11 protein-coding genes are annotated in these 12,696 nt (G+C 54.5%); 2 read left to right on the top strand and 9 right to left on the bottom strand.

Annotated features, from left to right (window positions below):
• Nucleotides 1-389 precede the first annotated feature (389 nt).
• On the bottom strand, nt 390-1,253 hold the full coding sequence (locus G8764_RS08525; protein WP_166164097.1) for a DUF6714 family protein: 864 nt from the start codon (nt 1,251-1,253) through the stop codon (nt 390-392).
• A 1,333-nt stretch (nt 1,254-2,586) separates the two neighbouring features.
• Nucleotides 2,587-2,778 (bottom strand): GFA family protein, encoded by a 192-nt coding sequence (locus G8764_RS23130; protein ID WP_481859745.1) that lies wholly within the window; start codon nt 2,776-2,778, stop codon nt 2,587-2,589.
• Nucleotides 2,779-3,172: 394 nt separating this feature from the next.
• Between G8764_RS23130 and G8764_RS08515 the strand changes: the two genes are divergently transcribed.
• Both G8764_RS08515 and G8764_RS08510 read left to right on the top strand, forming a co-directional pair.
• Complete coding sequence (locus G8764_RS08515; RefSeq protein WP_243748664.1) at nt 3,173-3,475, top strand: type II toxin-antitoxin system ParD family antitoxin; 303 nt, start codon at nt 3,173-3,175, stop codon at nt 3,473-3,475.
• Nucleotides 3,475-3,777, top strand: coding sequence for a type II toxin-antitoxin system RelE/ParE family toxin (locus G8764_RS08510; protein WP_166164095.1), 303 nt, complete (start codon nt 3,475-3,477; stop codon nt 3,775-3,777). The genes G8764_RS08515 and G8764_RS08510 overlap by 1 nt, the downstream gene beginning before the upstream one ends.
• Nucleotides 3,778-3,785: 8 nt before the next feature.
• Here the strand turns inward: G8764_RS08510 and G8764_RS08505 are convergent, their stop codons facing one another.
• From G8764_RS08505 to G8764_RS08475, 7 genes are all read right to left on the bottom strand, one after another.
• A complete protein-coding gene (locus G8764_RS08505; protein WP_166164093.1) occupies nt 3,786-4,571 on the bottom strand; it encodes a phytanoyl-CoA dioxygenase family protein in 786 nt (261 codons plus the stop codon).
• Nucleotides 4,572-5,443: 872 nt separating this feature from the next.
• Nucleotides 5,444-6,010, bottom strand: coding sequence for a cytochrome b (locus G8764_RS08500; RefSeq protein ID WP_166164091.1), 567 nt, complete (start codon nt 6,008-6,010; stop codon nt 5,444-5,446).
• 86 nt (nt 6,011-6,096) lie between these two features.
• Nucleotides 6,097-6,882: an ABC transporter ATP-binding protein gene (locus tag G8764_RS08495; RefSeq protein ID WP_166164089.1), complete on the bottom strand. Its 786-nt coding sequence runs from the start codon at nt 6,880-6,882 to the stop codon at nt 6,097-6,099.
• 21 nt (nt 6,883-6,903) lie between these two features.
• Nucleotides 6,904-8,133: a phosphoglycerate dehydrogenase gene (gene serA / locus G8764_RS08490; RefSeq protein ID WP_166164087.1), complete on the bottom strand. Its 1,230-nt coding sequence runs from the start codon at nt 8,131-8,133 to the stop codon at nt 6,904-6,906.
• A 249-nt stretch (nt 8,134-8,382) separates the two neighbouring features.
• Nucleotides 8,383-9,867 (bottom strand): DUF4331 domain-containing protein, encoded by a 1,485-nt coding sequence (locus G8764_RS08485; RefSeq protein ID WP_166164085.1) that lies wholly within the window; start codon nt 9,865-9,867, stop codon nt 8,383-8,385.
• A 145-nt stretch (nt 9,868-10,012) separates the two neighbouring features.
• Nucleotides 10,013-11,119: a HupE/UreJ family protein gene (locus G8764_RS08480; protein ID WP_166164083.1), complete on the bottom strand. Its 1,107-nt coding sequence runs from the start codon at nt 11,117-11,119 to the stop codon at nt 10,013-10,015.
• Nucleotides 11,120-11,187: 68 nt separating this feature from the next.
• Nucleotides 11,188-12,492: a tetratricopeptide repeat protein gene (locus tag G8764_RS08475; RefSeq protein WP_166164081.1), complete on the bottom strand. Its 1,305-nt coding sequence runs from the start codon at nt 12,490-12,492 to the stop codon at nt 11,188-11,190.
• Between the last annotated feature and the right edge of the window lie 204 nt (nt 12,493-12,696).

Genomic DNA, 12,696 nt, shown 5'->3' with positions numbered 1-12,696 from the left:
CTGAACCGACCACCCCGGATCGGCGCAACCGGCTACGTTCTAAGCAGCTGTAGAAATTGAGTCGTTACTGTTTCGAACTACGACAGCGGCAAATAACCGCGCTTTTGGAGTGGCACATACACCTGTTGAGCTCTGCAGTAGCTCTTTTTTAAAGCTCTTCCAGGCCAATAGGCTAGCGGCTTGTTTCGAATGCGTTATAGCTCTTGCACCGGCAGAGATTCAAGTCGCTGATCAGTAAGTTTTCGCAATCCTTGGTTATCGTTTTAACGCTTCTTGCACAATTTTAATGTCTGGCATCGCGAAATAAAGCAGCGGAGCCTGGATCCCGACCCAGCTCGATTGGGCAGTGCTAGAGGGGCAAGATGGTTTTGTTAAATTGTATAGCCAATCTAATACTGGCCCTTCCGCCAACGTTTAGCTGTTATTTTTTCAAGCTTTCTACGGTATTGTTTTGTACAAAATTCCATTGAGCTATCTTTTAACAGATCATAAATATGTTCACTCAGTATTGCCGCGATTGCATGAACTGCCTCGTGTCTACTTAATCCCTGACGAATGAGACGTGTAGCTGCACTCTCTACATTTTCCTCTCCCATTGCAATTTGATTTTCTACGATCACATGCATCGCAGCATGAAGAGTTAAGGGCTCCCCCTCGAGTTCATCATCAACATTTTCGTGATATGTCCTTACAAGCTCGACCCGTTCTTCTTCATCCAAATTTAGCCACTCTGTCTTTTTATCCTGAACTATAGGCTCGTATTTATTCATTTTCTTACTCTCAAGTTCACTCAAATAACACTGATTTTCCCAATATTCATTTAGTGCCCTCCTGATAGAAGGATGGTCAAATTTGTAATCATCCTTTTCAAGGCACCACTTTAAATACATCACCACTGATTTACGTTGAATGTTGCTTAATATTTGTAGTTTCGATATCGAATACTCATCTAGCTGTATAAGATGGAACAGGGGGTCATCTACCTCGTTCCGAATACTACCAATGATGAACGCGGGAAGGTGAAACCGCATACCGTCTGCATCAAAAAATGAAAGGCTACTATGACAACGTTGTAGATCACCGTAATCCAGTAATCTCCAGTCCTGTTTTTGATCTCTCTCACGGTTCGCTGTTTGAACTTCCTTTGTTTCATAGTCATCAATAGCTTGTGCCTCCCACAGCCCGATTCCTTTGCCAAGACGGACACCTAGAAATGCCGACGTAATATCTTTTTCAATGCTGACTCTATCCATTGGAAATTTAACGTTCGAGCTAAGCGGACGCCACTCTGTAAAACCTAACGCTCGCCAGCACGCTTTTTGCGCCGGTGATTGTGATTGGCTTTATTAATGGGTTCTTGAATAGATTTAATCATGAACACCCCACCGCCGACACCGAATTAAATAGCGTGTTAATTCTACCGCGCTTAGTACGCACCCAATTATGTATGCAATCAACAGCAACCAATTACCTGCTTGAGTACTGTATTGTAAAGTAAAAAAAGCCAGCACTGCACAACCAGACCAGTAAATTGCTAGCCACCCGGTTCGCTTCGAGCCGGTAATAATTGCAATTACCGATAAAGGTACTGTAAGAACTACTATAAAAACGGCAGGAGTGAATGGAGCTGCGCTCAAGAACGCACTAATAAACGCTAGTAGAAAGGAAAGTGTTCCGATTACAAGCCCAATTACTCGCATACGACAATCCAGCCTAACGCCGCCAGCAACGGCCGTAGTTAATTGGCCGATTTTTCACGGATTTATGCAAAAAAGAAGACAATTTGCGGAGGCCCAGCTGCTGCCACTTGTTGAACAAAGCGCTGCGCGGCAAGCTAAATCTCCAAAATCCTCTTCGTGGAATAATTCCCCTACGTGCTCACGCCCGAGCACGACTACTAGAGGAATTACTCATGAACACAGCACAGCAAAAGAAGTTCAATTCACTGTACCACAAGCATGTTAGCGTACTGCGCCGGCAGGGCAAAGCGGAACGGACGATCGACTCCTATTCAGCGCTGTTCGACGTATAGGCGAGTTCTGGGATGCCTGCCCCGATATACTCACCCAGGACCAGCTTGAAACCTACTTTTCGGCCCTGGTGGCGAACCACCACTGGTTCACCGTCAAGGTGGATTAGAATTTTCTACCAGCACGTCCGAAAGAAGGGCTGGCGTTGACACAAGGATCTCCCGCCGAGCCAGGTAGGTAGTGAAAGGCCCTGTGCGGAGGCGCCGGGCCGTGCAGGCTGCAGGGTGTTGTGGGGTCTGGGGGTTAGATGCCCTCGTCTACCCGATTATGCATTTATCTTCCTTCTCAGCATGCCCAAAAATAATGTCTTCATGAACAAAATTTGACTACTAATAAAGCCTGGATATTTAGGTAGATTATCATTGATATCTTTGATTCGGCGATGATAGAAAATATGAGCACAGGATTCAGGCAGATAACTTCCTTTCTCAATATTCTGACTTGGAATAATTGTAAGGGAAGGAAATAGAGGAATATCCAGGAACTCGATTATAGCTTTGTGGCATGAGCCGCATCTTCCAGGATCTACTGCGGGTGGTGCTTTATACTTTTTAAATTATACGTTTTGAGCTTGATCAAATTCGATATCTTTAGTCAAAAAAATAGTTACTTCTGAAAAATCTTTCTCATTGAATTCTTGGCATATCGTGCAATGGCAGAACACACGCATCAAGGGTTTTCTCTTTGTAGTAAATTCGGTTTTTCCACACTTGCAATGACATTGTTGTTCAGGAATTACTTGATGCATTGTTTCCTCTTGAGTGCATAAGGCTCAAATCAGCTGCGCGTTTTTTACGTCGGCCATATATCCTTATTTGTTATGTGGCATTTATTCGACCACCTTTGTATAAACCAAAAACAGACACCGCCATACCAAAGAAAAGCATCATCGTTGTTGTGTTCGAAGTACGCTGCCAAGGCGCCAAACTTTCGCTAAGCCATGCTGGAAAATAAAAAGAGTAAGGTATGTAAACAATGATGAATAGTAGCCAAGCAATATATTCAAGTAGTAATGTACCGTTAACTTTCCGGCGAACCCGTGTGTTGAACTTGGCAAGATATATACAAGAGGCAACGTAGAGAATCATACCTACTGTGAAGATTAAAATTTCCATACTTTAAGACAATTTGCGGAGGTCCGCTTGACTGGCCTTGTTATGGCAATATACCATTATATACCTAATTTTGGTATTCAGGGCGCAGCTATGGCCAAGAACACGAGTATGACCCTTGGTGATCATTTTGATGGGTTTGTAGCACAGCAAATTGCAGAAGGTCGGTATGCATCTGCCAGTGAGGTTGTTCGCGCCGGCCTTAGAATGCTGGAGGAAAATGAGCAAAAGCTTATTACGCTTCGACGCTTGCTTGATGAAGGAGAAAAAAGCGGCGCAGCCGATTACAGCTACGAACGCCTCATGCAAGAACTGGACGATGAAATCGGCTAATGGGTGCATTTCAGCTCACAAACCAAGCCAAAAATGATTTGAAAAGGATTGCCGCCTACTCTCAGCGGAAATGGGGCGGAGCTCAAAGACGAAATTATCTCCGGCAGTTTGATGACGCATTCCATTTGCTTGCAGAATCTCCAGACATTGGTATTTCCTGCGACTATATAAAATCTGGGTATAGAAAATTCCCGGTTAGCAGTTATATCGTATTTTATCGCCTGGTATCGGGCACCTACATTGAAGTTGTTCGTATCCTTCATAAAAGAATGGATTCGAAGCCGGCCCTCGCAAAGCCATAACGTCGCAATCACGCGCTTGTCGCGTGCATTGATTTGTTATTGGTTTTTATCTCAATTGCATTCTCAAATGCGCACGCATTCTCAAGTTTTTTCATGGTTTCTCTGTCGGGCAAGCAACAATCCTCAACGAACTTCACGATCTCAATAGCTGGATCACAAAATAATATATCCAAAGAAAGACGATCCATGCCATATATTCCCCGATGTATCATATTTGCACTAAACACAAGTAGATCTCCCGCATTCAAGTTTACTTCCAGTCCAGTAGGGAGGTTCTCATAGTTCTTACGGCCATTCTGCTCAATGCGTACATTAAGTTCTTCTTCACTATCCCAGCGCCTGTGGGTTCCAGGAATCAACTCGACACCAGGTTCATCAAATAACGGAATTCTGAAATGGATGACATTGGGGCCTGCCAATGCCTCTTTCTGCTCAGCAATAGACATATGGTACTGAGGGTCCCTATGCCAATAGTTTCTCTGGCCTTCGTTAACCGGATTAAAAAACAATTGGGTATTCATAAAGGTTGCACGAACACCCATAATAGATGTCACGATCCTCATCAACTTAGCTGATCCGATGAATTTGAATAACGCCTCTCGTTCAGAATCTAACAAGTGCTCCTTACCAGTTAAATAAGCAGAGTTTACAGCCTTGTCATTGTAGAATTTAGAATTCTTCTTAATCCATGACTTATGAAATCTTGCAACAACTTCCTGCATCTTACGAAGCTCACTTTCTTCAAACATATTTTTAAGAACGAGAAAGCCATTCTCTTCAAAGTCTTTAATCATGTGGTTACCAATAACGCCGCTGTAACTGGCGCGAAATACGGAGCGGTTTTTTGTGCGACAATGAGTGAAGCGAATGCACAAAAAACGGCGTAGTATTTTGCGTCCAGTTGACGGCCTGGTTATGAAATGACTGCACACACTCTCCATGTTCTAAGTTTCGGTTCGGGCACGAAGCTATCTACTTGCACCGCGTTTAAACTGCTGACTTTTCCGCCCAGCTAAGATCGCATGTGGCAGTAGGAACAGCGCTACCAAAAGCCCAATATTTCAACAAATCTGACCGAAGACACACCACGTAAAAGCAGTAATTTTTGACTCCAGCATCGCTCTTAAACCGTGCCCGAGGAACAACGCTACCGAGGCTAGATCCGGCTAGTCGCTCAATGCCGCGAGACTTGTTCTTTAGCAGTAAGCTAGACCTTAATAAGCTCTTGCTTCGTTTCATAACAGTACGTTAATAAGGCCTTAGGCCTCATAATAATAAATGTCGGGCGACCAGTGTAATTACTTAACGAGCGCATCGCCTCCCCCGGTATCCAATTGATATCCAAAGCTTTTTCAAAGCCCTCGAAGCCCCCGGCCCCTATTAAGCTGGTCAAAAAAACATCTTTAGAGCTAAAAGCGCCCGAGCTATGCCAGCCGTGACGATGCGCCAGCACGACAATCAAGAGGGAGAGAAAAGGTAACCACTTGGAATATCACTCCCTGGCTCAGCCAAATCCCGGCAACCTTGAGCGGCTCGAAGCTAATTCCTGCCCTAATTAAACGTCCATTTTGCCCCTGTCGCAACCGCCACCTGGTGGCGGTGAGGGTAGCGCTGGGCGCACGGTGCAGTTGAGCCTATAAAGATCCCACCAACGTACCCGCTGGCGTTACTTGTGTTCGCTTTTCAGCATCCGCCGCAGTGTTCCATCCCGATCAATAAAATGATGTTTCAGCGCCGCCAGTGCATGTATCGACGCCAGGCTGACAAGGCCGGTTGCGAGCCAGTAGTGCAGTTCGCCGGCCACGTCTTCCTGGTTTTCTAGCAGGGGCGGCAGGGCCGGTACGGTGAACCAGTTGAATACCTCGATGGCGCGGCCATCGGCGGTGGAGATCAGGTAGCCGGCGGCGAAGACACAGGCCATCAGCAGGTAGAGCAGGTGGTGGGTGATGCGGGCCATGCGCTGTTCCCAGGGTTTGTGTTGGGGCAGGGGGGCGGGGCGCGGGTTGGCGATGCGCCAGCCGAGGCGCAGGCAGAGGGTGATTGCCAGTAACAGGCCGATGCTTTTGTGCCAGTGGGGGATGATGCGGTAGTTGGGGTCGTAGTAGTCGAGGGTTTCGATATAGAGGCCGAGCGGGTACATGCCGATGATGGCGAGGGCCATAAGCCAGTGCAGGCCGATAGCGACCAGGCCGTAGCCGCTGCTGCTGTTGCGCAAGGTAAATCTTGAAGCCATTGCCGGTCTGCTCGCAGTAGTTACTTGTCGGGAGGGGTGCTGTAACTCTAGCGAGGTTTGCGGCTTTATGAAACCCCGCTGTTGGTTCAGGCCGGCAGGGTCTGGTAGTAGCCGTCGTGCTCCACCAGTTTCACTTTGGTGTGGTAGAGGTGATTGATGTTATCGGTGGTGAGCAGTTCGCGCTTGTCACCGTCAGCGATGATCTTGCCGTCGCGAATAAAGATAACGCGCTGGATTTCCGGAATGATTTCGTGGATGTGGTGGGTGGCGAGGATCACCGACGAACCGCCGCGAATCAGCTCACGCATATCCTGTAGTACCTGGAAAGCGCCCTGCAGGTCGAGGCTGCTGGTGGGTTCGTCGAGAATGACCGCCAGCGGCTGGTGGATCATGGCGCGGGCCAGGATCAGGCGTCGCTGCTGGCCACTGGAGAGGTGATGGAACATGCGATCCTTGATCTGCAGCAGGCCGAGGGATTTCATGGTGTCGTGCACCAGCTGTCGCTGCAGGTCACTGACCGGGTATTGGTAGAGGTTGCCGATGGTGCCGAGCAGGCCCGACAGCACCACTTCGAAACCGGTGGTGATGGGCAGGTACTGGGTCTGGAAGTCGTAGGAGACCCAGCCGATCTTGCTGCGCAGCTCCTGCACGTTGACCGTCTTGTTGCCGTAGATCTTGACCCAGCTGTCGGGCCGGTCCAGTGGATAGAGCTCGCGGGTCAGCAGTTTCAGCAAGGTGGACTTACCGGCGCCGTTGGGGCCGAGGATGGCCACGTTCTCATCCTGCTCGATGCGCAGGTTGAGGTTCTCGAACACCCGGTTCTGCTCCCGGTAAACCGTGACGTTGTTGATGTCGAGCAATGGCGTGTTCATGGCAACGGCTACCTGTGCAGCCTAGAACAGCACGCGGCAGCGCACGGTGCCTTCGATGCTGCGCAGCTGCTGCAGCGCCATATCGCTGTAGTCGGCGTCGATATCCACCACCACGTAGCCCACGCTCTCCTTGGTCTGCAGGTACTGGGCGGCGATGTTGATGTCGTTATCCGAGAACACCTTGTTGATCTTGCTGAGAATGCCGGGCACGTTCTTGTGCACGTGCAGCAGGCGGTGCGAACCGGGGTGGGCCGGCAGCGCCACTTCCGGCAGGTTGACAGAAGAGGTGGTGGTGCCGTTGTCGGAGTACTTCACCAGTTTTTCGGCCACTTCAAAGCCGATATTTTCCTGTGCTTCCATGGTGGAGCCGCCGACGTGCGGCGTGAGGATGGCGTTGTCGAAGGCGCGCAGGGGTGAGACGAACTCTTCGTCGTTGCCGCGGGGTTCTACCGGAAATACGTCCACGGCGGTGCCGCTGAGGTGGCCGGACTCCAGCGCTGCGGCCAGGGCGTCGATGTCCACCACGGTGCCGCGGGAGGCGTTGATCAGGATGGCGCCTTTCTTCATGGCGGCGATTTCCCGGGCGCCGATCATGTCCTGGGTCGCGGCTGTCTCAGGTACGTGCAGGGTCACTACGTCGGATTTGCCCAGCAGTTCGGCCATGGAGCGCACCTGGTTGGCGTTGCCCAGCGGCAGCTTGGTGACCACGTCGAAGAACAGGATGTTCATGCCTAAAGATTCGGCCAGTACGCTCACCTGGGTGCCGATGGAGCCGTAGCCGACAATACCGAGGGTCTTGCCGCGAATCTCGTACGAGCCGGTGGCAGATTTGAGCCAGCCACCGCGGTGGCAGACGGCGTTCTTTTCGGGAATGCCACGCAACAGCAGAATGGCCTCGGCGATCACCAGCTCTGCGACCGAGCGGGTGTTGGAAAACGGGGCATTGAACACCGCCACGCCGTGCTCCTGGGCGGCACCGAGGTCGACCTGGTTGGTGCCGATGCAGAAACAGCCTACAGCGACCAGCTTGGGGGAGTTTTCAAATACCCGCCGGGTCAGCTGGGTGCGGGAGCGAATGCCGATAAAATGCGCGTGCTTGGCCTTTTCGATCAGATCGTCTTCCGGCAGTGAGGTCTTCAGGTATTCGACATTGGTGTAGCCGGCTGCTTCCAGGGTTTCAATGGCGGACTGGTGGACACCCTCAAGGAGGAGAAAGTGAATCTTGCTTTTGTCCAGTGACGTTTTGGCCATGGGTTTATTGCACCTCAAATTGCGAATCGTGGATAGCAGGCCGGGGTTGGGGCCCGGGGGCGGAAATTCAGGCGCGCTATGATAGCACAGGCCGTCGCCCAGTCGACGTTCGAATTGGCGCAAATAGCGACTATAAAGCAGGCTTATAACAGCCGCATCAGGTACGGCTGGAATCTGGCTTCATTACGAAAAAACCCCGCCCGCACAAGGTGCGGGCGGGGCAAGCGTTGCGGAGCGGAGCGGGCTGGATCAGGGCGTGTTGGCTGGCGCCTGGCGCATGTTGGCCCGCGGCCCGGCGTGGGGCGTGGCAGAGTAGGGGAAGACCTGGTGGAACAGCTGGTCGTTGGCCGCTACGTTGTCGCCGATCAGGGTGCCCTGGGCCAGTGCGGTCAGGGCGATATCCACCACGTCATCACCGAAGCGGCGGCCGTTGGGAAAGCCACTGGGAACGCCATTGGTGAGGTCATTGCCAAACACACTCAGGCGATCGAAGTTGCTCTGCCCCGCCAGCGGCACCGGGCCGGTAGTGAGGTCGACCCGCAGCACATCCGGAATAAAAATGCTGGCCAGGTCGCTGCGGTTAGTGGTTGGAATGCTGGTGCCAAAGACAAAGTTTACCAGTGCGCCCAGTTCCGGGTTGAGGGCGTAGTTCTCAAACATGGCCCGATCGGTGGTGGGTGAGCTGCGGTTGTAGTTGTCCTTGTCCTGCAGGGCCACGAAGACCTCATTAAACAGCGGGTTGCCCATGCGATTTACCTGCACCCAGCCGCCCTGGTGTTTGGGGTCACCGTTGCGGGTGCGGATGGTTACGCGGCGGCGACTGACGCTGGCGTAAACGCCCACCTGGGAACCCATCTCCGCCAGGTCACCGAGGGGAATCTGCAGGCCGTAAGCGAGGACATTAAAGCCCTTGAAGCCATCGACGCCACCGCCATCCTGGCCCAGGCCGTCGCTGTCGTCACCGTCATTGTTGATAATGCGAGCGTCGAGCAGGTCAAAAATGGCCGGTGTATCGGCGTAGAAGCCGTCATCGCGGGGGCCGGCGAAAGAGACCGCACTGCCGCGCAGGTCGGAGATCGCCTGTTGGGTATAGCTGTCCAGGTCGAGCAGAGTGGCGGCCCCGGAAATGGCATCGCCGGCGCTGTCGTTGTAGAGCGGGGTAACGTTGTTACCGACGTTGGGTGGCGCCACCGGCAGCATGGATCCAAGCCGCACCTTGCTGCGCCGGGTCTCCTGGGTGACCCGGTAGGTCTGGGTGAAGTTCTGGGTCGCCTGGCCGATGGTCAAAATCGGGCCCACATCGGTGCCAAGGCCATAGGACAGGATGGTGTTCGGGTTTTTCAATCCGGGCGTGGTGGTCGGGGTGGCGTCCGAAAACTCGAAGTTGTAGCGCAGCACGGTCTGGCCGCTGGCCGGGTCAGTGAGGTGGATCGAGTAGAGGGCGTCGTCGGAAAAGCGATCGTAGATGACGCCGTCGCCCGGCTCGGAGAATGGCCGCACATGCACCACGACATTGAGCACCTGTTGCTCGGCATCGTTATAGTGATTGCCAACAAAGGCGTAAACGTCGGTGATATTGGCCTGTGGGTCCTGTTTGATCAGCGGTGCGTCGCTGTGACTGGCGCTGAAGGCGGGGGTCACGGCAGCCAGGCCGAGCAGGGCGGTGGCGCCCATAAGTCCCAGTCGGCGGCCGAAGGGCCTGGCCAACGCGGTTAGTGGTTTTAACGTGTTCATAGTAGAACTCCTGTTTTCTGCTCTATTAGCGGCAGAAAGTAATCCGAAATGGAATTGGGCGCGGTTGCCGCAGAACCCGTTGGGGAGTGGCGGAAGGCGCCGTTTGTTGGTACAGGTTTTCCTCCTTGTGCTTGGTGGGTTTAGGTTATGGCGCTAGCGGGCCGAGAATGCCGAGTGTCTGCAGCATCCAGATTGCGCCCAACACCGCCGCGCAACAGGAACCACCGGCGACGACGCCCGTGCGATAAAAGGGGTACCGGCGCAGGCCCAGCAGCAGCGGCAGCACAATGGCTACGACCAGTAACTGGCCACTCTCCACGCCGAGGTTAAAACCGAGCAGTGGCAACAGCAGTTGGCCGCCCTCGAGGCCGATGTCGCGCAGCGCGCCGGCAAAACCAAAGCCGTGCAACAGGCCGAGAGCGGCCGCCAGCAGCCAGCCAGGCTGGGGCAACAACGGCGTCAGGTTGTTGAGGGCAGCCAGCACGATGGAGAGGGCAATGGCGGTTTCGATCCAGGGGCCAGGTTGGGGTATGTACCCCAGTATCACCAGTGCCAGAGTAATGGAATGACCGAGCGTGAAAGCAGTGACCACCGCCACTATTTGCCGCACCGCCGGTGCGATGCCCGGGCTTGGCTGCCAGCGGCCGCCTTTGGTGCGCAGCAACACACAGGGCAACAACAGGGTCAGCAGGAACAGTAGATGATCGTAGCCGGCGAGAATGTGGGCGACCCCTTCACGCCAGAAATTAACCAGTGTTGAGCGGCCATTGGCGGCGCTGTTACCCGCGGTGTTGAGATGATTGTTGAGGTGGTTGTGGGTCGGAGACAACAGCGCCGCCGTGGTGTCTCCATCAGCTCGGATTTGCGCCAGCGCCCGGTGGCTGGCGTCTCGGGCAAACAGCAAGCGGTAGTCGAGGCTCAGCGCTCCGCGCGCAGCGCAGGCGTAGGCGAGGTTGAAGCGTACGTAGGGCTCGCCGTTGTGTTCGGTCATGGCAAGGCTCTCGCTCATATAGGTGCAGCCCTTGCCGCCGCGGGATAGTTGCAGGTTGCTGGCGAGCACGGCGGCCAGCGCCGGTTGTGCATCGAGCAACTCGCCCCAGGTAATTTGCCGGTCGCGGTTGATATCCATCGGTACCAGGCTGGCGCTGTCGGTGACACTGAGGTCGAGACGCAGGCTCGCCGCTCGGCCGTCGGCGGCGGCCGTCACATAGGCGGTGCTGGCACTGTGGCCCAGTGCCGGTGGTATTGGCATAATTAACAGTGTGACGGCCAGAAGGGCAAGCAGCCCCGTTCGCGGGTGGCACCACCGGAGTGTCGGGCTCAAAGTTGCCATGTGGGGCGCTCCTCTCGCTCAACGATATGGGGCTCAACAATTGGGGGCTGAACGATTTCGGACGCAACGATTTTGGTCTCAACGTTCGCGTGTTGCAGCGACAGTTGCTGTTGCTGCAGTCGCCCGGCCAGTTGTTGCAGCCTCGGGTGACGCACCTGCTGTTGTCGCAGCCAGTCGATAACGCCTGTGGCTGCGCCCGGTTGTTGCAGTTGCAGGGCGGCCTGTAATACCAGCGTGGCGTCGGCCACTTCCCGCTGCAGTTGCCAGTTGTCCAGCGCCAGGGTCAGGGCGCGGGCCGGGTCATCTTCCAGCTCCAGGGCCTGGCGGGCCTGCTCGCGCAGGTGCAGGTCGGCTTCGCCACGCATTGCCAGCAGCGCCTGGCGCTGGCGCAGTATCTGCAAGTCGGCGCGCCACTGTTCCAAGCCGAGTCGCCTGCCGACAATTGCACGGCGCAGCAGCAGGCCATCGTGTTGCAGCGTTGGGGCAGTTGTTGCCGGGGCGTCAATGTTCTGCAGGAATCGCTCGGCATCGTCCAGGCGCGCTTCATCGAGCAGGAAGTCGAGCCATTGCGCCTGCAGATCCGGAGCGTCCGGGGTCAGGTCCAGGGCGCGCAAGAACCAGCGCTCAGCTGCCAGGAGTTGGCCACGGGACTGTGCCGCCACCGCCCCCATGCGTTGGGCCCACTGGTTGCTCATGAGGTCCTCAGGCGGGCTGTGATCAAGCATATAGTGCAGTGCCTTGAAAGCGCGGCTGGGGGTGCTCATGTCGCTCTCGGTCGCCACCTCGCAAGCGAGGGCGATTACCGCCTGGGTCAGGCGCCGCAGGCGGCGGCAACTGCTGGAGGCCTGGTCGAGTTGGCCACTGGCACGGTAAACAAACGCCTGCGACAACAGCGCCTGGGGATTGTCGGGTTGCGCGGCGAGTACTTGCTGCAGCTCCGACAGTGCCGCCGGAAACTGGTGTCGGCGCTGCAAGATGGTGGCCATCAAAACCCGCACCTGCGGGTTTGCCCTGTCGCTGTACCAGGGCGCGAGCAGTGCCTCGGCGCGGCCATAGTATCTGGGGTCGGCGCTCAACTGGCCGCGCTGAATCAGGGTCCGGGCTTGGACCAGGGCTTGCTGTAGAGTGGTGGCTGGTTGCAGTTCGAGCGGGTTGGCGCGGCCCACCACCTGTGCGCGCGAATCCGGGATCCAGCTGCCGTTGAGTTGGCTTCCCGGATCGCTGCCGGTGCGTTCGCCGCAGCCGACAAGCAGCAGTTGGAGCAGGCACAATAGGGCCACGAGTGGAGGCATGATAAACACCGCTTATATTTCTTGTTGTTGTGGTAGTACGGTGCGGGGCGGGTAATTAGTTCTATATTGTTTGTAAATGTGCAGTTTATTTTTAGTTGTGTTTCGCAATGTGGATGGCAGCGCCAAACGCAAGGTTTGGCGGGTCGAGCTAATATCAGGGCCGCATGCCAGGCGCCCCGGTTCTCAGGTTGTTATTGCCGCGCT

The organism is Pseudomaricurvus alcaniphilus (assembly GCF_011440395.1).
Taxonomy (GTDB): Bacteria; Pseudomonadota; Gammaproteobacteria; order Pseudomonadales; family Cellvibrionaceae; genus Pseudomaricurvus; species Pseudomaricurvus alcaniphilus.
Note: the sequence above shows the minus strand (reverse complement) of the source record. Positions and strands in the feature narration are given on the sequence as shown.